The 19,341-nt window shown below is 44.8% G+C and carries 18 protein-coding genes and 2 tRNA genes; 14 read left to right on the top strand and 6 right to left on the bottom strand.

From position 1 onward, the window contains the following. Positions 1-11 precede the first annotated feature (11 nt). The 10 genes from ACYIB7_RS09630 to ACYIB7_RS09585 all read left to right on the top strand — a co-directional run bounded on the left by ACYIB7_RS09630 (position 12) and on the right by ACYIB7_RS09585 (position 10,624). The gene (locus tag ACYIB7_RS09630; RefSeq protein WP_233202189.1) at positions 12-1,211 is read left to right on the top strand and encodes a BF2992 family fimbrillin-A clan protein; all 1,200 of its coding nucleotides are present in this window, start codon (positions 12-14) and stop codon (positions 1,209-1,211) included. Positions 1,212-1,236: 25 nt separating this feature from the next. Continuing rightward, positions 1,237-4,593 carry a BACON domain-containing protein gene (locus tag ACYIB7_RS09625; protein ID WP_480336897.1) on the top strand — a complete coding sequence of 1,119 codons (3,357 nt, stop codon included), beginning with the start codon at positions 1,237-1,239 and terminating at the stop codon, positions 4,591-4,593. Positions 4,594-4,673: 80 nt separating this feature from the next. Next, entirely contained in the window at positions 4,674-5,411 is a 738-nt protein-coding gene (locus ACYIB7_RS09620) for a DNA-binding domain-containing protein (protein ID WP_480336895.1), read from the top strand. A gap of 346 nt (positions 5,412-5,757) precedes the next feature. Then, positions 5,758-5,976, top strand: a complete 219-nt coding sequence (locus ACYIB7_RS09615) for a hypothetical protein (RefSeq protein WP_480336894.1) — start codon at positions 5,758-5,760, stop codon at positions 5,974-5,976. 65 nt (positions 5,977-6,041) lie between these two features. Continuing rightward, positions 6,042-6,326, top strand: coding sequence for a hypothetical protein (locus tag ACYIB7_RS09610; protein ID WP_480336892.1), 285 nt, complete (start codon positions 6,042-6,044; stop codon positions 6,324-6,326). A gap of 520 nt (positions 6,327-6,846) precedes the next feature. After that, positions 6,847-7,065 carry a hypothetical protein gene (locus ACYIB7_RS09605; protein WP_480336891.1) on the top strand — a complete coding sequence of 73 codons (219 nt, stop codon included), beginning with the start codon at positions 6,847-6,849 and terminating at the stop codon, positions 7,063-7,065. Positions 7,066-7,440: 375 nt separating this feature from the next. After that, complete coding sequence (locus ACYIB7_RS09600) at positions 7,441-8,811, top strand: RNA-directed DNA polymerase (RefSeq protein ID WP_146059433.1); 1,371 nt, start codon at positions 7,441-7,443, stop codon at positions 8,809-8,811. Beyond that, positions 8,795-9,139: a four helix bundle protein gene (locus ACYIB7_RS09595; protein WP_099465227.1), complete on the top strand. Its 345-nt coding sequence runs from the start codon at positions 8,795-8,797 to the stop codon at positions 9,137-9,139. The genes ACYIB7_RS09600 and ACYIB7_RS09595 overlap by 17 nt, the downstream gene beginning before the upstream one ends. A gap of 20 nt (positions 9,140-9,159) precedes the next feature. Continuing rightward, on the top strand, positions 9,160-9,441 hold the full coding sequence (locus tag ACYIB7_RS09590) for an HU family DNA-binding protein (RefSeq protein WP_099465228.1): 282 nt from the start codon (positions 9,160-9,162) through the stop codon (positions 9,439-9,441). A gap of 7 nt (positions 9,442-9,448) precedes the next feature. Further along, a complete protein-coding gene (locus ACYIB7_RS09585) occupies positions 9,449-10,624 on the top strand; it encodes an OmpA family protein (protein ID WP_480336888.1) in 1,176 nt (391 codons plus the stop codon). A 132-nt stretch (positions 10,625-10,756) separates the two neighbouring features. On the opposite strand, the gene ACYIB7_RS09580 is transcribed toward ACYIB7_RS09585, so the two are convergent. From ACYIB7_RS09580 to ACYIB7_RS09565, 4 genes are all read right to left on the bottom strand, one after another. Next, positions 10,757-10,828, bottom strand: a tRNA-Met gene (locus ACYIB7_RS09580). 129 nt (positions 10,829-10,957) lie between these two features. Then, positions 10,958-11,272, bottom strand: a complete 315-nt coding sequence (locus ACYIB7_RS09575; protein WP_099465230.1) for a chaperone modulator CbpM — start codon at positions 11,270-11,272, stop codon at positions 10,958-10,960. Positions 11,273-11,286: 14 nt separating this feature from the next. Continuing rightward, on the bottom strand, positions 11,287-12,192 hold the full coding sequence (locus ACYIB7_RS09570) for a DnaJ C-terminal domain-containing protein (protein WP_103982145.1): 906 nt from the start codon (positions 12,190-12,192) through the stop codon (positions 11,287-11,289). Positions 12,193-12,436: 244 nt separating this feature from the next. Next, positions 12,437-12,508 (bottom strand) — tRNA-Met (locus ACYIB7_RS09565). A gap of 216 nt (positions 12,509-12,724) precedes the next feature. On the opposite strand from ACYIB7_RS09565, the gene ACYIB7_RS09560 reads away from it, so the two are divergent. The 4 genes from ACYIB7_RS09560 to ACYIB7_RS09545 are packed head-to-tail and all read left to right on the top strand — an operon-like array spanning position 12,725 to position 15,714. Further along, entirely contained in the window at positions 12,725-13,318 is a 594-nt protein-coding gene (locus ACYIB7_RS09560; protein ID WP_103982314.1) for a TetR/AcrR family transcriptional regulator, read from the top strand. 8 nt (positions 13,319-13,326) lie between these two features. Further along, complete coding sequence (locus ACYIB7_RS09555; protein ID WP_099465233.1) at positions 13,327-14,271, top strand: 3-oxoacyl-ACP synthase III family protein; 945 nt, start codon at positions 13,327-13,329, stop codon at positions 14,269-14,271. Between the two features lie 20 nt (positions 14,272-14,291). After that, positions 14,292-15,038 (top strand): 3-oxoacyl-[acyl-carrier-protein] reductase, encoded by a 747-nt coding sequence (fabG, locus tag ACYIB7_RS09550; protein WP_099465234.1) that lies wholly within the window; start codon positions 14,292-14,294, stop codon positions 15,036-15,038. A 1-nt stretch (position 15,039) separates the two neighbouring features. Further along, positions 15,040-15,714, top strand: a complete 675-nt coding sequence (locus ACYIB7_RS09545) for an RluA family pseudouridine synthase (RefSeq protein WP_480336884.1) — start codon at positions 15,040-15,042, stop codon at positions 15,712-15,714. A gap of 56 nt (positions 15,715-15,770) precedes the next feature. Here the strand turns inward: ACYIB7_RS09545 and ACYIB7_RS09540 are convergent, their stop codons facing one another. Both ACYIB7_RS09540 and ACYIB7_RS09535 read right to left on the bottom strand, forming a co-directional pair. Then, the gene (locus ACYIB7_RS09540) at positions 15,771-17,957 is read right to left on the bottom strand and encodes a glutamine synthetase III family protein (protein WP_099465236.1); all 2,187 of its coding nucleotides are present in this window, start codon (positions 17,955-17,957) and stop codon (positions 15,771-15,773) included. 127 nt (positions 17,958-18,084) lie between these two features. Then, on the bottom strand, positions 18,085-19,317 hold the full coding sequence (locus ACYIB7_RS09535) for an LL-diaminopimelate aminotransferase (RefSeq protein WP_455628343.1): 1,233 nt from the start codon (positions 19,315-19,317) through the stop codon (positions 18,085-18,087). Between the last annotated feature and the right edge of the window lie 24 nt (positions 19,318-19,341).

Genomic DNA, 19,341 nt, shown 5'->3' with positions numbered 1-19,341 from the left:
AACAAAGAGACATGATGAAACGATTCCATTTATATAAGACAATTCTTTCATGCCGTACCCTGCTGGCTACCGTTTGTTTGTTGGCAACGGGATGTACGGGCAGCATGGTAGAAGATGTCGTTCCCGACGAAGCTCAGCCGGTAGAGTTGAGCTTTAGTCGTCCTGATTTGGGATTGACGGTGGTCACAGCGGGCGGTTCATCTACGAAGGCGCAGGTACGGGCCGATGGAGACCCGACAGCTCTGCCCGAAGGTGCAACCGTACGTATTGCTGCCTATCTGATAGGACGTTTGGGTGAAACTGTGACCAACCCGGCAGACTTTTCTACTGTTACTCCCAATTTTCAGGCTACCTACGTTGTGGGGGCGGATGGTTCATTATCTCCTTGTCTGGTAGATAATGAGGGAAAGAAAATAGAAGGTACTGCAAAAGGCATGTTTGTGCGTAGTGGTAAGTACGACTTCTATGCCATATCTCCGGCACGTCCGATTACGAATGCAGGAGGCACAAACCAGATAACAAATATCCCGCACAAAGAGGATGTAATGGCCTCCTGTGCACGAACGGTTACCATATCCAAGTCTTCAAGCACTGTAACCTTACAGACATTTAAACGAAAGTGTTCTTTGGTCGTGTTCAATGTGGCCTGCGACGCTTCGAGCGCTGTTTCGGTGATTAGTTTGAGAGGAACCGCCCTGAAGCTAAGCTCCATTTCCAAGTCGGGGGCAAACCTGGTTGCCGGTGAGAGTGAAGAGATTTCCAAGACCGGATCGGAGGCTACCGATGCCGGCACAGTCTCTTTTGTTGAAAGCGACTTTCAGGCCGTAGATCCCGCTTCCGATCCAGATAACCTGGGATTGAACAAAGTGATAGGAATCGTCCTTCCTAAAGATGGCACTCCCTTTAATATAGCCGTAACGGTAGAGCGTGATGGTAATTCGGTAAACCTGGGTGCAACGGTCAACAAGAACATTGCATTTGATTCCGGCAAGAGATATGTCTTTACCCTGCAGGTAAAGAACGATGTAAGTAAACTGCTTATGCGTGTGATGGACTGGAATACCATTTCGTTTACAGACGATAATGTAGGGGGAGCCGATCCCGGCAATCCGAATCCTTCCGACCCGGATATTAATGAGGGTATAGGCGTAGGAATTGTTATAGCTGAATGGACTAATATTGATTGGAGTGGTAACGGTAATGTAGGTTGAGATGATAATGGAAAAACAAAATACAATGAAACAGGCAAATAAAGTAAATAGTGACAGGTATGCAGATATCCGGAAACTACGTGTCGGGCTTTCGCTGACATGTTTGCTTCTTTTTGTTTTGCTGATGTTTCTGGGTGCGTGTTCGCAAACGGAAGTAGAAGAACGTCCTACAACGGGAGGCGAAGGAAAGGAAGTAGATGCAACATTCCGTATGAATGTTCTATCCAGCAACTCACCCTCTTCGCGCAGCCTTCTGTTTACAGGAAAGGAAACGAAAGAGTCGGTAGATACCGTATTTACGCCTTCCACAAGGGCAACCAATGCAATGGATAAAACGGCCGAAGACAACATAAGCAACCTTTGGGTAGCCCAATACGACGATACGGGCAAACTGTATAGCCAGTATTTTGAAAGCGGCGCTTTTACAACCAATCCTTCCGGTGGTATGGAAGTGAACTTAAAGCTGAAGACCTCGGCTGCATGCCGCATTTATTTTATTGTTAATGCCGGCGACCTGGAATCGTTTATTACCAGCGAGGCCGTATTGAAGACTTATACGAAAGACTTTGCCGTTTCGGCCGACGGCCTTCCCTCGGGAAGTCTGGGTATGACCGGATTATGGACAGGAGCCATAACGGATGCCGGAATAACCAGCTCGGTGGATATGGTGCGTCAGGCGGCTAAAATAGCTTTTAAGTATACAATCGGTAATGCCAACGGGTTCTCGTTCACCCCAACCAGTGTGACGTTGAACAATGTACCCGGCAAATCACAGTTTATAGAACCTGATGCACAACTATCGTCGGTTTCATATAAAAACTATACCGGAATAGTAGACAACACCTCGGCAACTATGTACTGGTATCTGCCCGAAAACAAGGCAGGCATAGTAAATGGAGCTAATGCCGTATCATCCGAGAAAGAGAAAGTAGGCACAGGCGTTACGAATGCAACATATATCGAAATACAGGGTACGGCCATACAAGACGGCGTTACTTACGAGAATGTCTCCGTCAAGTTATACCCCGGCGGCGATGCCACTCACATGACGAATACGTACAACAATTATAACGTTTCGCGCAACTGCGCCTACAATATGACAATAACCCTTACCGGAATAGACTTTGCCGATAAGCGCGTTACGGTAGGCAAAGTACCCGATATTATTAACCCCGATAATCTGGAAGCAGCCAAAGGTTCGTCCAAAGATGTGCAGGTAACAGCCCGTCCGGGTGTGCAATGGAGCTTTATGCTGCCTACATGGCTCTCGGCAATGATAGGTAGTACTTCGGCAGGAGCAGGCGCGGAGATCACATACAACGGGCCGGCCAAGATCACGTTTACGGCCGTATCTGCCAACCCTTCGGCCGAAGAGCGGTCCGACAACTTTACGATAGACGGTAAAGTTGTTACAGTCAAACAAAGCGGCTCCGTATTGGCCGTTAATAACCCGGGGCAGATGGACGCCGCTGTTAATTCGGTGAGCACTAATGCGTGGGTAAATGCAACGAAAGGACTGGCGATTCAGGCAACAATCAGCGGGGCGGACTGGCTCTCGTTCGCATCTCCTTTGTCTACTGAGGCTACAGGTGCAAATCAAGACCTGACGTTTAAAGCTACTACCAGCAACCCATCAAAGAATACCCGCCAGGCCACAGTAGTGGTGAAGGGCGGAAACTCTATAAGCAATGGCAGCTACCTTGCTTTGTCTAAAAACGTAACGGTTACGCAGGCCGGTTCTACCGTAACAGGCAGCTCGGTAGACGTGGCAGCTACGCCGGTGTCTAATGCTTCGGTAACTTTTGGCGCCACTCCCGGATTGACCTGGACTGCTTCCACCGGTACAGCCTGGATTGCGGTAGGCACTACCAGCGGAAGCAACACGGCAGCAAGCAATACCGTAACTTATAGTACGACAGCCACCAACCCCGGCAGTGCCAAACGTGCAGGTACTATCACGGTTACGGCCGGCGGACAAGCCGATAGCCCAACAGGTACACTAACTGTTAACCAAGCCGGATCTACGCTCGCAGTAAGCGGGGCTGCTACGATACCAAATACAGGAACCCAGTCTGCCTCCTCTACCTTTACTGCTACGCAAGGTCTTTCGTGGGTAGTGTCTAAGAGCAACCTGGACTGGTTGACGCTTTCGGGCACGCTCAGCGGTACGAACAATACGACCGGCTCTGCGCAAAGTATAACCTATAGCGCCCCGGTAAATCCGTCCGCCTCTGTCCGCTCCGGTACTATCACGGTGAAAGCCGGAAATGCCGTAAGCGGCACCGATGCCGGACTTACAAAAACTATTGCCGTTAGCCAACCCGCATCTTCGCTTACCGTATCGGCTAATGTGAACCCATTGGCTGCAACGTCCGGCGCTAGCGGTACTTATACGCTGAATGGAACGAGCGGATTGAGCTTTAGTGTTGCCAATGCCGTTTCTTCCTGGTTGACATTGACAGGTACTACTACGGGGACGACTAATGGCTCCAACCAAACATTTACTTATAAAACAGCTTCGGTGAATCCTAATTCAACGGAACGTAGCGGCAATGTAACGGTAACAGCCGGAAATATATCGAAAGCGGTAGCGATCAGACAAAGCGGTTCTACATTCTCGGTAAGCAACACCTCCGTAAATATAGCAGCCACTGCCACGAGCGGTAGCATTACGGTTACGGGTACAAGTGGCTTACCCTGGACAGCTACCCGTAAGAGTGGAAGTACGGCCATTTCTGCCGGAACGTCTTCATCTACAGCCACCGGATCGGCACAAACGTTAAAGTTTAATACTTCTGCCAATACGGGCGATGAGCGTTCTGCTGTGTTTACTATTGCAGTAACGGGGGGTAATCATTCAAAAACGGTTACGGTTACGCAGGCGGCAGGGCTTATGAATAAAATTACCATCAACCAGGCCTTGGCCAATACATATAAAATTTGGACAGGAAGTAACACCGCTTACCCTCCATTCAATTATGATGGCGGCGCTTCTTCCGGTACAACGGGTTCTGATAGGAACGGTAGTTCTTCTGCGTTTACAGTCAGTAAGGAGTATTCCATCGAGGTTGAAAAGACTGAGCGTGGTACTACTATATCCAATTACGCTGCCGCTATTAGTTATTGTAAAGGATTAGGTACAGGTTGGCGTGTTCCTACAATGATAGAGTTAAAGGGAATATATGATAATAGAGCTACATTGCAAAACAACGGTTGCGCTCCGTTCCTCAGCAAGTGGTACTGGAGTAGTTCGGTCTACAATGGTAATGCCGGCAACGCTGCATATTGCACTTCAGCAATGGCAATTACAGTAACGCTACACGAGCAACAGCAATGGCTATGTTCGCTGTGTCCGGGATATCTGATCAATTTAACAATTTAACAATTTAAACGAGAAGCCGGGGCTTGCCCCGGCTTCGAAAAAAAATAGAGTTTCCTTAATCTAATTAAAACAAAGAAAATATGGCAACAATCAATGCAATTGCGCACAAGAACGAACTGACAAAAGACGATCCAAACGATTATTACCTGTTGCCGCAGGTAACAGCTTCGCTTTCGGTCGAGGATATAATAGAACGTATCGCTAAACGGGAAATAGCAACTACCAGTGTGAACGGGACTGCTTTTGTTCACCTTTTTCTGAAAGAATGCGCCGCGGCAGCGGCGGAAGGAAATAACATTGTGACCGATTTGTTCCGTTCTTCCATCAGTATCAAGGGATGCATCACTTCAAAAGATCTGGGACACGAAATAGATGCAAACAGGTTGCGTGTCTCCATCAATCTTACACAAGGAACAGAAGCGATCGAGGCTATATCCAAAGCCAGGGTATATGCCTATTTGCAGCCGGGAGCCACAGGCCCCATTATTCAGAACGTATGCGATCCTACCACCAACGAACCCAATCAGTTGCCTTTCCGCGGCATGGCGCTTATCCAGGGAATGAACCTGTCGCTAAAGGGAGACGACCCCACGGTAGGCATCACCTTTACGCCTGTCGATCCGGCCGAAGGAGACAGCCCGGTGCTTATCCAGGCAAAGATGGTAACACCCAATACTTCGACCAAGCTGCAGTTTGTGCTGCCGGCCGAAGTCACGACGGGAGATTGGAGGGTGAAGGTAACTACGCAATCAAGCGGTAGCTATACAACCAAAGAACCCCGTTCTTTTGAATATCCGGAGGTGGTTTCTGTTTATTGATAATTGCAAGCATAATTCCAAACACTTTGCAAGCATAATTCTAAAGTGTTTAGACTTATAACTCTAAAATGTTTGCAAGCATAACTCTGGAGTGTTTAGACTTATAACTCTAAAGTGTTTGCAAGCATAACTCTAAAAGGTTTGGAGTTATAACTCCAAAGTGTTTGGAATGGTAATTTTGAGAAATAGGAGATTGAGAGATATAAAATAAGGTAACTAATCTGGACTTCGGAATACCCTGCAGTTACGGCTCAGGGTAGTGTAAGATTTGGATGAATCCGGTTGCCCACAGGGCTGAGAGGCTCTGTTAAGATTCCACCGGGAAGCCCCGGCAGGCAAGTTATAAGTGGCAACTACACCGTTCATCAGCAACTACTACTGGAGTAGTTCGGTCTACAATGGCAACGCCGACAGACGCTGCAAACTGAACTTCAACAATGGCAATTACAATTGGAACAACACGAGCAACAGCAACAACTATGTTCGCTGTGTCCGGGACTCATTGAAAGTCTGCAAGCTGTTAGTCCGGCTAAAAAAGAGAAGAGGAGGATGTAAAAAGAGATAAAGAAATAACTAATCTGGACTTCGGAATACCCTTCAGCTACGGCTCGGGGTAGTGTAAAGATTTGGATGAATCCGGTTGCCCACAGAACAGAGGTTCTGTTAAGATTACGCCGGGATGCCCCGACAGGCAAGTTAGAAGTGGCAACTACACCGTTCATCAGCAATTGGTACTGGAGTAGTTCGGTCTACAATGGCAATGCCAGCAACCGCTGCATATTGAACTTCAACAATGGCAATTACAATAACAACAATACGAGCAATAGCAATAAATATGTTCGCTGTGTCCGGGACTCATTTAAGGTTGGCGCTCATAAAAATGTTTGGTTTTTAGGAAAACAAAGTATAACGTGATTAATAGATAAGAGTATTTAATAATAATCTGGACTTCGGAATACCCTGCAGTTACGGCTCAGGGTAGTGTAAAGATTCGGATGAATCCGGTTGCCCACAGGGCTGAGAGGCTCTGTTAAGATTCCGTCGGGACGCCCCGGCAGGCAAGTTAGAAGTGGCAACTACACCGTTCCTCAGCAAGTACTACTGGAGTAGTTCGGTCTACAATGGTAATGCCGGCAAACGCTGCCAGTTGAACTTCAACAATGGCAATTACAATAACGACAACACGAGCTGGACCAATGGGTATGTTCGCTGTGTCCGGGACTCATTAAGGGTCTGCAAGCTGTTAGTCCAGCTAATAAAGAAGAGGAGGAGTAAGATAAAGAGATAGTAAAATAAAGAGTAATAACTAATCTGGACTTCGGAATACCCTGCAGTTACGGCTCAGGGTAGCGTAAAGATTCGGATAAATCCGGTTGCCCACAGAACGGAGGTTCTGTAAATATTACACCGGGATGCCCCGGCAGGTAAGTTATAAGTGGCAACTATACCGTTCCTCAGCCAGTGGTACTGGAGTAGTTCGGTCTGGAATGGCAATGCCGGCAACCGCTGCATATTGCACTTCGGCAATGGCAATTACAATAACAACAACACGAGCAACAGCAACAACTATGTTCGCTGTGTCCGGGACTTGTCGGGAATCTTTAGACAGTGGAGGCAGATTAGAAAGAAAAAGAGAGTGAATAAATATAAGTAATAAACAGTTTGAACTTCAGAATACCTTGCAGTTACGGCTCAGGGTAGCGTAAAGATTCAGATAAATCCGGTTGCCCACAGAGCAAAGGTTCTGTTAAGATTACATCGGGATGCCCCGGTAGGTAAGTTATAAGTGGCAACTTCACCGTTCATCAGCAACTGGTACTGGAGTAGTTCGGTCTACAATAGTAATGCCAGCAAACGCTGCATATTGAACTTTAGCAATGGCAATAACAGTAACGCTAACACGAGCAACAACAATGGCTATGTTCGCTGTGTCCGGGACTTGTTTAGAATCTTAATGATAGTCAGGTTTTGACCGTCTAAAGAATGAAGAGAGAACATAGAACATAAGAGAATATGTAATGTAGATGAAATGAAGATAGATTTTGAATCATTAGTGGAAGCGTGGCTTGATTGTCGCCGGGCTAAAAGGCGTACACCGGTTGCGATGGACTTCGAGGTGGATGCCGAAAGCAACTTGTATAACCTGTATAAGGAGATAGAAGAGGGTACATACAAGATATCACGCTCAAATGCTTTTATAGTGCTCCAGCCGGTGAAGAGGGAGGTGTTTGCAGCCTCTTTCCGCGACCGGGTGGTTCACCATTATTTGGCTGCCCGCATAAACCCCTTGTTTGAAAAGGAGTTTATACTGGACAGTTATTCATGCAGGGTAGGAAAAGGCACACTGTTCGGGTTGAAACGCCTGAAACGTTTCATAGCCCAATGCTCCGCCAACTATACCGAAGACTGCTACGTGCTGCAATGCGACATCCGCGGCTTCTTTATGAACATAGACCGCCGCTTGCTGGCAAACAAGCTGGATGCTTTCCTGAAAGAGAAGTATAAAGGGGACGATTTGGAGACTATTCTCTATCTCACTAATATGATAGCTTTGGATAATCCGGTGTCGAGGGTGCATGTAAAAGGGTTCCGCCATCTGTGGAAAGGCTTGCCTAAAGACAAGAGCCTCTTCTCGATGAACGGTATGCCTATGCCTTGCGACAAGGCGCCGAAGCAGTTGGACATGTTTGTCTGCAACAAAGAACTGGGCTTGCCCATCGGCAACCTGACGAGCCAGTTGTTTGCCAACTTCTACCTGAATAGCTTTGACCACTATTGCAAAAGTAAACTGCGACTGCGTTACTATGGACGGTATGTAGACGATTTCTTTGTGGTACATCAGGATAAGGACTTCCTTAAAAGCCTGGTACCCGTTTTTCAGACATTCTTGCGTGATGAACTGGGGCTTACCCTGCATCCTAAAAAGATACGGTTGACACATTATTCCAAAGGAGTCCGCTTTGTGGGCGCTATCGTGAAGGGACGGACTATAAAGACGGGCAAACGCGCCATAAAAGGCATGCGTAAAACAATTGGTGAGTATAACTACAAAGCTTCCCGTCGTCCGCTCAGTGATGATGAAGAAGAACATTTCCTTCAGAGCCTTAATTCGTATCTGGGTCTTATGAGGCACCATAATAGTTTTAGCCTGCGGAAGAAGGTGCGCGAGTGGCTCTCTCCGGCGTTGGATAAGCTTTATTATTTCACCCCAGAGAAGATCGTACGGAAAGAGAAGGTGCGGTTGCTGCGCCACCAGGCTGTACGGAATATATGTGCAAATATTATGAGATGTCAGAAAAAGGCCGGGCTGGTTCCCGGAAACTACGACGATTTATACATGGAAGTGTATGCTGCCCGGTATAATTGTCCAGAAATATTGAATCATGGCTTTACATACTGAAACACCGCTTTATCTGCGGACAGTGGAGTTGATTAAAATGATTTACGCCGTGTCGCATCATGCCCCGCGTGAATACAAGTATACGTTGATGCAGGATATACGGCGGGATGCGATGAATCTTACACGCTGCATTTACCGTGCTAATGTGTCGCAAGACAAGACGCCGCATTTGATGCAGCTTGTCGACGAGTTTGAATTCCTGAAACTGGAAATACGCCTGTGCAATGAATTGAAGGTAATAGATACCGGCAGCTATGCCAAGCTTGTATTGATGATGGAAGACATCGGACGGCAGATTACAGGTTGGCGCAAGAGTATAACAAAGTAACAAACATAAATATATAGATTATGAATAAGACAGATTTGGCAAATGCGTTGTCGGAGAAGATGGATATTACACAACAGGAGTCTCTCCGCTTTATTGGCTCTTTGATGGAAGTTATAGGCGAAGAACTGGGAAATGACGGTATGATTGCTCTTCAGGGATTTGGCTCATTGGTTCCCTGGAAACAAAAGGAACGGCCCGGACGAAACCCCCAGAATGGAGCTCCTTGTACGATACGTCAACGGATGAGTGTCAAGTTCAGGCCGGGTAAGTTCTTGCTAGAGTCGATCAACAGACAAAAATAGATAAATAATGAAGGTGAAAATTGTAGGAGATATAACGGGGCTTGCTTTATTAATGGCATTACCCTCGTGCGGATCAGGGCGACAGGCTGTGGAGACGCAATCGGAGTTTATACCACAACAGGAAGTAACAGAGAGGAGAGACCTGGCCGTGCAGGCATCCGGATTGGTACGCCGTAAAGAGATACCGATGGTACAGGTAGACGCCTCCTCTGTGCTTAGCCGTATGATTAATTATATAGAGCCTGAAACGGCGGTTATGACGCCTGCTGTTACCACACAGCAATTGACGGCATATATAGACTTTCCGGCTAACGGAATAACCATAAACCCAACTTATGGAAATAACCGTGCGGAGCTGGCCAAGCTGAAAGAGCAATTGATGCCGTTGCTCCGCCAAGGGAACCAAGTAGAGTCGATTCGCCTTACCGGTTATGCCTCCCCCGATGGAAATACCAAAGAAAATGAGCGTCTGGCAGGTAACCGTGCTATCCAATTCAAAAACTATCTGCTGAAGCAGTATAAGTTTCCTGATAACGGAATGATTAGCATCGATTGGGTAGGCGAGGACTGGGACGGCCTGGCAAAGATTATAGCTAAATCGGGCAAGCCGTATGCACGCCAGGTGTTGGCTATTATAAACGGGCGTCAGGATGCTGATAGTTGCCGTCGTCAGATACGTGCATTAGACAAGGGCAATGTATATAAAGATATTGAGAAGAACTTCTTCTCGCGTTTGCGCCGTATGGAACTGGCCGTGTCTTATAAGTCGCAGGCAATGGTTGCCTCCAAACAATCGGGTATGGATATGACGGAGTTGGCACAGAAAGTATATAGTGCTCCCGATAAGCTAAGTCTGGATGAATTGTTGCAGGTTGCAACTTTGTACCGTCCGGGTACCGAACAGTATCGCGAGGTGTATGAATTGGCAGCTTACCGTTTCCCTTCTTGTAAGGAAGCCGTCTTGAATGCGGCAGCAGCTTCTATTGCTTTGGGAGATGTCGAAGCTGGCCGTTATTTTCTGCAAGGGGCGGGCGACGATCCGCGTTCGTGGAATAACAGGGGTGTTTTGTGTCTGATGAATGGGGATCTGGAAGGAGCTATGAACTTCTTTCGTAAATATCTGCCCCAGAACCCGAGACTTGCGCGTCAAAACATGGAAATAACCAAAGAGATGCAGAGATGATGAAATAGTAGTTATAAGGCTAGGGGAGGTATATGTTGGGAAACAAATACACTCCCCGAATTTCATTTACTATAAAAAATAAAGGCAACATACATTTCTGTATGCTGCCTTTTGTGCTTATTCTTCAAAAAGTTGCGGAGGCAAGACTCGAACTTACGACCTTTGGGTTATGAGCCCAACGAGCTACCACTGCTCCACTCCGCGATATAGTACAATCATCGTTGATTGTGAGTGCAAAGGTAGTAAAGATATTATACAATCCAAATTTATTTACAAAATGTTTGTGTAATACTCCTTGTACTTGCAATGGAAGGATTGATTAGCAACGTTTTGTTACATGTTAATAATATTGAAATTGTGAGACTCGTATATGCGTAACCTCTTTTTTAAAGAATGTATTTCGTGTTGGAGAGTCTCCATACGGTTAAGTAGATGGTGAATTGCATCTATACCTTCCATATTAATGGACAAATCATAATACATACGTGTATATTGTTCCACCTCTTTTAATTGGGACGATAAAAGGTATCTTTCGCCATCTACAATGTTAATGTCTATCAGGCCCCCTTCTTCCAATAAAAGAATAAAGGAAGGGTCTATATGGCATTTCTGGCAGTATTCACTGACAATAATTAGTTCTGTTTGCATAATACACTACTGTTTTAATTAAGACTTTGTATTTCTTTGAATAGTTCCTTTTGCTTTTCTGTCAGGTTTGTCGGTATATCTATAGAATATGTGATTATAAGATCTCCGAATTTCCCTTCATTTTTATAAACGGGGAACCCCTTTCCTTTTAAACGTACTTTCGTGTTGTTTTGAGTTTCGGGCTTCACTTTTAACTTGACTTTGCTATCCAATGTATCAATAATCTGTTCGCCTCCTAATATCGCAGTATACAGGTTTAGAGGAACTGTTACATACAGGTCGTCGCCATCGCGTTTGAAACGGTTGTCTTCTGCAATGACGAATGTTATATATAAATCTCCGGCAGGTCCCCCGTTGATGCCGGGTCCTCCTTGTCCTTTCAGTTTTATTGTCTGGCCGTCAGCCACGCCGGCCGGTACGGTGATACGCAAATTCTTTCCATTTACGGTGATTACCTGTTTGTGTGTTTTTGCAGCATCAGTTAATGACAAGCGTAATTCGGCAGTGTAATCTTGTCCCCGGAAGCCATAGTTTGCATTGCTCCCTCCGCGGCTGCGTGATCCGAACATAGATTCAAAGAAATCAGAGAAACCACTTCCGTCACTTGACTCCGACCAGAATGTACCGTCTCCATTACCTCCAAAGTTTGCCCTTTGTTGGCGATATTGCTGTTGTTGTGCTTCATACTGGTCGGCATGTTTCCAGTTTTCTCCATACTGGTCATATTTCTTTCTTTTTTCAGGGTCGCTCAGAACTTCGTTGGCTTCATTAATTTCTTGAAACTTCCGGTGAGCGTCAGGATTGTTCGGGTTTAAATCCGGATGATATTGGCGGGCCAGTTTTTTGTATGCTTTTTTTATTTCGTCTTGCGAAGCTGCCTTGTTCACTCCCAAAATGTTGTAATAATCTATATAGGCCATAATATTATATGTTAATTCCGTTATATGCTATCCGTTAGTATATACTCAATAAACATGCCACAAAAAGGAAAGTTGAGAGGAAAAACACATATTTTCAAATCATCGGGATGTTTTTTTCAAATCATCCTGATGAAATTAGAAAAACATACTTATGAAATAAGAATTCATAAAGAAACGTTCCTGAATAAGTAATGGAGGGATAAAAAAAGAGAGCGCCATATTGTTGTGACACTCTCTTTCTCTGTTGCGGAGGCAAGACTCGAACTTACGACCTTTGGGTTATGAGCCCAACGAGCTACCACTGCTCCACTCCGCGATATGGTACATATCATTCTTGATTGCGAGTGCAAAGGTAGTATATATTTTTTAATAAACAAGTAATTTGCCGTGTTTTTTGGAGAAAGGATAAAAGGAAAGGCCAGTTTGGATTGATAGAGTAGTAGGTTATTTCGATAAAATGTAGTTTTGTTCTTGGTAGTTAATAATTTTTCCGGTACTTTTGCGCACAGTTTTAATCAAAATGTGCAATACAATGCCGATGACAGTTTCTAAAACACGTGACATGTTGGTGGATGTGGCCAGACAATTGTTTGCTCGCCTGGGGGTGGATAACACAACGATGAACGATATTGCACATGCATCAAAGAAAGGAAGACGTACATTATATACGTATTTCAAGAGCAAAAATGAAATTTATCTGGCTGTAGTCGAATCAGAGCTGGATCAGTTGCATAAAATGCTTCTGGATGTGGCCGGTAAGGATTTGCCTGCAGATGAAAAACTGATGACTTTTATTTATACTCGTCTGGATGCAATAAAAGCACTCGTATTTCGTAACGGAACGCTGCGTGCTAATTTCTTCCGGGATATATGGCGTGTCGAAAAGGTACGTAAAGGTTTCGATATTCGGGAGATAGAGATTATCAAAGGGATATTGGATGCGGGTGTAAAAGAAGGAATCTTCCGGATGCCGGATACTGATATTACCGCTTTGGTGCTGCACCATGCTTTAAAAGGTTTGGAAGTCCCTTATATCCGGGGAATTATGGGCGATAATATTAATCAGCGGATTAAAAGAAGAGATAATGTGATGAACTTAATATTCAACGGAATCAAGATAAAGTAAAACCAGAGATGTTTATTAACGCAACAGGGTTTTATGTGCCCGAAGAACGGGTACATAACCAACATTTTTTGGAATTAAATGGGTTGACAAGTGAGTGGATTGAACAACGCACAGGTATTAGAACGAGGTCTAAAGCTAAACCCGAAGAGAACATTAACACAATGGGGCTGGAAGCTATTAAAAATGCACTTCCTGATCTTCCATACGACATTACGGAAGTAGATTTGATCGTTGCCGCCTCATATTCGCCTTACGATACAGTAGCAACGGCTGCACATATTGCTCAGCATGAGTTCAACATAGTAAATGCAAAGGCTTTGTATCTATCTTCTGCCTGCTCTTCTTTTGTGAATGCACTTGAAGTTGTGGAAGGATATTTTGCAATGGGTAAGGCTACGAAAGCTCTGATTATCTCGGCTGATAAAAATTCTGCTTATTATAATGAGACAGATCCGAAGGCCGGCCATTTGTGGGGGGATGCTGCTGCAGCGTTTTTTATTTCAAAAGAACGTGTGACGGAACATGATGCACAGATTGTGGAAATCTTTACACAAGGCCTTGGACATCTGGGTAAAGGACCGGAAGGTGTGCAATTGCGTCCGCGTGACGGCGGTATTATGATGCCGGAAGGACGTGATGTGTTTATTCAGGCTTGTACTTATATGCCGAAGAATGTATTATATCTATTAGAGAAGAATGGATATACGTTAGATGATCTTACCTATTTTATAGGCCATCAGGCAAATATGCGTATAATGTCGAATATAGCAAAACAATTAAACCTGCCTGAAGAAAAGTTTTTGCATAATATAGAAGAATTGGGTAACACCGGTTCTGTAAGTTCTGCATTGGTATATGCTCAGAATGCTACTGGTTTCAAAAAAGGAGACGTGGTTTGTATTACCGTGTTTGGTGGTGGATATTCTGCAGGTGCTTGTTTAATAAAATGTTAAATGATTAAAAATAAAATCGTATGAAATTATTAGAAGGAAAAGTTGCTATCGTAACCGGTGCTGCTCGTGGTATTGGAAAGGCGGTTGCTATGAAGTTTGCTGCCGAAGGTGCAAATATTGCTTTCACAGACTTGGTAATTGATGAAAACGGTTTGGCTACACAAAAAGAACTTGAGGCTTTAGGTGTTAAAGCTAAAGGATATGCTTCAAATGCTGCTAATTTTGAAGAAACTCATACAATTGTTGCTGAAATATTGAAAGACTTTGGCCGTATAGATATTTTGGTAAACAATGCGGGTATCACAAAGGACGGCTTGATGATGCGTATGACCGAGTCTCAATGGGATGCTGTTTTGACAGTTAACCTGAAGTCTGCATTTAACTTTATCCACGCTTGTACACCTATTATGATGAAACAGCGTTCGGGCAGTATCATTAATATGGCATCTGTTGTAGGTGTTCATGGCAATGCAGGGCAATGCAACTATTCTGCATCTAAAGCCGGTATGATTGGCTTAGCTAAATCTATAGCGCAGGAATTGGGCTCTCGTGGTATTCGTGCTAATGCGATTGCTCCGGGATTTATTATCACGGATATGACTGCCGCTCTTTCGGAAGATGTAAGAGAAGAATGGTGCAAGAAAATTCCTTTGCGCCGTGGCGGAACACCTGAAGATGTAGCTAACATTGCTACGTTCCTGGCATCTGATATGTCCTCTTATGTATCAGGACAGGTTATTCAGGTTGATGGTGGAATGAATATGTAATATGGAAGTAATCTACGAAGACAATCATATCATTGCGGTAAATAAAACCTGCCGCGAGATTGTTCAAGGAGATAAGACCGGTGATACTCCTCTTTCAGACTTGCTAAAGGCTTGGCTGAAAGAGAAGTATTGTAAACCCGGAAATGTTTTTGTTGGTGTAGCTCATCGACTGGACCGCCCTGTCAGCGGGGTTGTTTTATTTGCCAAAACCAGCAAAGCGCTTGCACGGCTGAATGAAATGTTCCGCACCGGCCAAGTGAAAAAAACATATTGGGCAATAGTGAAAAATTGTCCTCCGGCGGAAGAAGGTGAGTTGGTGAATTGGTTGGTTCGCAATGAAAAGCAGAATAAAAGTTTTGCTTATGATGTTGAGCGACCTGATTCGAAGAAAGCAATTCTTCATTATAAATTAATAGCTCATTCGGATAACTATTATTTGCTGGAAATAGATTTGAAAACCGGCCGCCATCATCAGATACGTTGTCAGTTGGCAAAGATGGGATGCCCTATTAAAGGAGATATGAAATATGGTTTCGATCGTTCCAATAAAGATGGAGGCATCAGTCTGCATGCCCGTAGTGCAGAGTTTATTCACCCCGTTTCCAAAGAAAGTATAAGAATAGAGGCTCCTGTGCCTGATGATAATTTATGGAAAGCGTTTATCAACGCTTTGTAAAAAGAGACTATTCGAAGAAATAGTCTCTTTTTGTTTCTTAGACTTGTCGAATAAAGCTAGCGGATAAATAATAGCTCCCTGTATTTGGGTAGGGTCCACATTTGGTCGTCTACCACCAGCTCCAGTTTGTCGATATGATAGCGTATGGCTTCCAGCATAGGGACAATCGTGTCGTGGTATGCTATAGCCTTCTCGCGTTCATTCTCTATTTTATTGGCTTTTTTTCGGGCATTTACCATTTCGTCTACCTTTTCTTTGATGAAGATGGTATGGTTGGCAATGTCTTCAATGATTTCAAGATTCTTCGACGACAGATGCACTGCTTTTTCGGTTGGGAATAAATCTTTCATTTTGTATACGTTGTCAATCAGGGAAGATTGGTATTTCGTGGCCATCGGGATGATGTGGTTCATGGCCAGATCGCCTAGTACACGAGCTTCTATTTGTATCTTTTTAGTGTATGTTTCCCACTTTACTTCATTGCGGGCCTCAAGTTCTTTGCGAGTCATGACGCCGGTAGATTCGAACATCTTTACACTACTGTCTTTCAGATAGGCATCGAAGATAAGAGGTACACTGGTTTCGCAATCCAATCCCCGGCGGATTGCTTCGGCTTTCCATTCATCGCTATATCCGTTGCCGTCGAAATGGATTGCTTTGCACTCTTTAATGTCTTTACGAAGTTGGTCTATAATAGCTGTAAATTTGTCTTTACCTTCTGCAATTTTTGTGTCTACAGTTGTCTTGAAATGTTTTAACTGGTCGGCTACGGCCGCGTTCAGAGCTAGCATGGCAGATGCACAGTTGGCAGACGAGCCTACTGCGCGAAACTCAAAGCGGTTTCCGGTGAAGGCAAATGGCGAAGTACGGTTGCGGTCTGTATTATCTATCTGCAGTTCGGGTATACGGGCTATATCTAATTTCATTCCCTGTTTGCCGGCTAGATTGAAGTTTTCGCTGTCGCTCTTTTCCAGATGATCTAATACGGCAGAAAGCTGTGATCCCAGAAAGCTGGAGATAATTGCCGGAGGTGCTTCGTTTGCTCCTAGGCGATGGGCGTTGGTAGCGGACGAGATACTGGCTTTTAGCAAGGCATTGTGGATATATACAGCCTTTAGCACGTTTACTACAAAGGTGATGAAACGCAGGTTGTCTTCAGGAGTTTTGCCTGGAGCCATCAGTAAAATACCGGTATCGGTACCCAGCGACCAGTTGTTGTGTTTACCTGAACCGTTTACTCCTTTGAATGGTTTTTCGTGAAGTAACACCCTGAAGCCATGTTTGCGACTGATCTTACGCATCAATGCCATAATAAGCAGATTGTGGTCGTTAGCCAGATTGCATTCTTCAAAAATAGGAGCTAGCTCAAATTGGTTTGGAGCAACTTCATTATGACGCGTCTTTACTGGGATACCCAGCTTGAGCGCTTCTATCTCCAAATCTTTCATGAACTCCATTACACGAGTCGGAATAGCACCGAAATAATGGTCTTCAAGCTGTTGGTTTTTACTGCTTTCGTGTCCCATCAGGGTGCGGCCGGTCAGTAGCAGGTCGGGGCGTGCAGCATATAAACCTTCGTCAACCAAAAAGTATTCTTGTTCCCAACCTAAATAAGAGTATACTTTTTTGACATCTTCGTTGAAGTAGTGACAGACGTCTACTGCAGCTTTGTTTACTGCTTCCAAGGCTTTTAGCAGAGGAGCTTTATAGTCTAACGATTCTCCGGTATAAGCAATGAAGATTGTTGGTATGCAAAGTGTATCGCCTACGATAAAGGCTGGTGATGACGGATCCCAGGCTGAGTAGCCACGGGCTTCGAATGTATTACGGATACCGCCGTTAGGGAAGCTGGATGCATCCGGTTCCTGTTGTATGAGCAGTTTACCAGAGAATTCTTCTATCATGCCTCCTTTTCCGTCGTGTTCTACAAAAGCATCATGCTTTTCGGCTGTTCCTTCGGTCAGCGGATGAAACCAGTGTGTGTAATGGGTTGCGCCCATTTCGAGTGCCCATTTCTTCATACCTGCTGCTGTGGCGTTGGCAGTTTCGCGGTCTAGCGGTGCGTTGTTGTCGATGCAGTCTATCAATTTAGCATACGCTTTTTCGGGAAGATACTTAAACATTTTCTGCCGGTTGAAAACGAGTGAACCGAAATAAGTTGCCGGCCTTTCGGTTGACGCCGGGACTTCTGCTGCCTTTTTCTCGAAAGCGGCCTCTACTACTCTGAATCTTAACTTTGACATAGTACCTGTTTGTTGAAGTTATAGTGAATATATAATAGTTGTTGTATAGTGCTGGTTAGAGCGTGAATAATTAGCCTGATTGATGGTCGCGACCTCTCTATAGTGTCTTTTTATGTAGATAACCGATTTATTGGTGTAGCCATTTTTTTAATCTGTCCATAGCTTCCATTGTGTCGTTTCTGTCTCCAAAGGCAGTGAGGCGCAAGTAGCCTTCGCCACTGGGACCAAATCCTACACCTGGGGTTCCTACTATGTTTACTTCGTAAAGCAGTTTATCGAAGAACTTCCATGAACTTAGTCTGTCGGGTGTTTTTAGCCACAGATAGGGGGCGTTGGTGCCGCCGTATACATTCAGGCCGCATGCTTTGAGTCCCTCTTTCATGATTCTTGCATTTGTCATATAGTAGTTTATAGTTTCTTTAACTTGTTTCTTTCCTTCGGGTGAATATATGGCTTCGGCTCCGCGCTGGGTGATGTAGCTGGTGCCGTTAAACTTGGTACTCTGACGTCGGTTCCATAGTTTGTTCAGTTGCACGGTTTCGCCATTTAGTGTAAAAGCGTTCAATTCTTTCGGTACTACGGTGTAACCGCAGCGAACTCCTGTGAAGCCAGCTGTCTTTGAGAAGCTGCGGAATTCGATGGCTACCTTTTTTGCTCCCTTTATTTCATAGATAGAGTGGGGTATATCTGTGTCTTGGATATATGCTTCGTAAGCAGAGTCGTACATGATAATGGCGTTGTTGGCTAAAGCATAATTGACCCATTTTTTTAGTTCGTCTTTCGATAAGGTTGTTCCCGTTGGGTTATTAGGGTAACATAAGTAGATGATATCTACCCGCCTGTCGGGCAGACTGGGGATAAAGTTGTTTTCTTCCGTACAGGGTATATAAACGACGTCGCTCCATTTGCCGTTTTCGAGTATTCCCGTACGTCCACTCATCACATTAGAGTCGATATATACGGGATATACAGGATCTGTTACGCCAATACTGTTGTCATGGCGGAGCATGTCTCCGATATTTCCGGTGTCGCTTTTGGCTCCGTCGCTTACAAATACTTCGCTGGGTTCCAGATAGACGCCACGGCTGGCATAGTCGTTTTTCAGGATGGCATCAATAAGGAAAGAGTAGCCTTGCTCCGGACCATAGCCGTGGAAGGTTTCTTTCGTTGCCAGCTCGTCCACGGCCTTATGCATGGCTTCTATAACGGCAGGGGGAAGGGGTTGCGTAACATCACCGATCCCCATGCGGATGATTTTGTCTTTGGGATGGGTGATTTTAAAGCTGTTTACCTTCTTCGCGATGTCTGAGAATAGATAACTGTTTTGCAATTTGAGGAAATGTTCATTAACTAGTGCCATATCTTGCTGATTTGATTTATGCTG

This window comes from Parabacteroides sp. KHUB-03, from assembly GCF_056640975.1.
Note: the sequence above shows the minus strand (reverse complement) of the source record. Positions and strands in the feature narration are given on the sequence as shown.

Excerpts from the sequence above, each read along its gene's own strand:
- ACYIB7_RS09630 (WP_233202189.1), top strand. The coding sequence starts at position 12 with ATGATGAAACGATTCCATTTATATAAGACAATTCTTTCATGCCGTACC.
- ACYIB7_RS09625 (WP_480336897.1), top strand. The coding sequence starts at position 1,237 with ATGAAACAGGCAAATAAAGTAAATAGTGACAGGTATGCAGATATCCGG.
- ACYIB7_RS09620 (WP_480336895.1), top strand. The coding sequence starts at position 4,674 with ATGGCAACAATCAATGCAATTGCGCACAAGAACGAACTGACAAAAGAC.
- ACYIB7_RS09610 (WP_480336892.1), top strand. The coding sequence starts at position 6,042 with ATGAATCCGGTTGCCCACAGAACAGAGGTTCTGTTAAGATTACGCCGG.
- ACYIB7_RS09600 (WP_146059433.1), top strand. The coding sequence starts at position 7,441 with ATGAAGATAGATTTTGAATCATTAGTGGAAGCGTGGCTTGATTGTCGC.
- ACYIB7_RS09595 (WP_099465227.1), top strand. The coding sequence starts at position 8,795 with ATGGCTTTACATACTGAAACACCGCTTTATCTGCGGACAGTGGAGTTG.
- ACYIB7_RS09590 (WP_099465228.1), top strand. The coding sequence starts at position 9,160 with ATGAATAAGACAGATTTGGCAAATGCGTTGTCGGAGAAGATGGATATT.
- ACYIB7_RS09585 (WP_480336888.1), top strand. The coding sequence starts at position 9,449 with ATGAAGGTGAAAATTGTAGGAGATATAACGGGGCTTGCTTTATTAATG.
- ACYIB7_RS09575 (WP_099465230.1), bottom strand. The coding sequence starts at position 11,272 with ATGCAAACAGAACTAATTATTGTCAGTGAATACTGCCAGAAATGCCAT.
- ACYIB7_RS09570 (WP_103982145.1), bottom strand. The coding sequence starts at position 12,192 with ATGGCCTATATAGATTATTACAACATTTTGGGAGTGAACAAGGCAGCT.
- ACYIB7_RS09560 (WP_103982314.1), top strand. The coding sequence starts at position 12,725 with ATGCCGATGACAGTTTCTAAAACACGTGACATGTTGGTGGATGTGGCC.
- ACYIB7_RS09555 (WP_099465233.1), top strand. The coding sequence starts at position 13,327 with ATGTTTATTAACGCAACAGGGTTTTATGTGCCCGAAGAACGGGTACAT.
- fabG (WP_099465234.1), top strand. The coding sequence starts at position 14,292 with ATGAAATTATTAGAAGGAAAAGTTGCTATCGTAACCGGTGCTGCTCGT.
- ACYIB7_RS09545 (WP_480336884.1), top strand. The coding sequence starts at position 15,040 with ATGGAAGTAATCTACGAAGACAATCATATCATTGCGGTAAATAAAACC.
- ACYIB7_RS09540 (WP_099465236.1), bottom strand. The coding sequence starts at position 17,957 with ATGTCAAAGTTAAGATTCAGAGTAGTAGAGGCCGCTTTCGAGAAAAAG.
- ACYIB7_RS09535 (WP_455628343.1), bottom strand. The coding sequence starts at position 19,317 with ATGGCACTAGTTAATGAACATTTCCTCAAATTGCAAAACAGTTATCTA.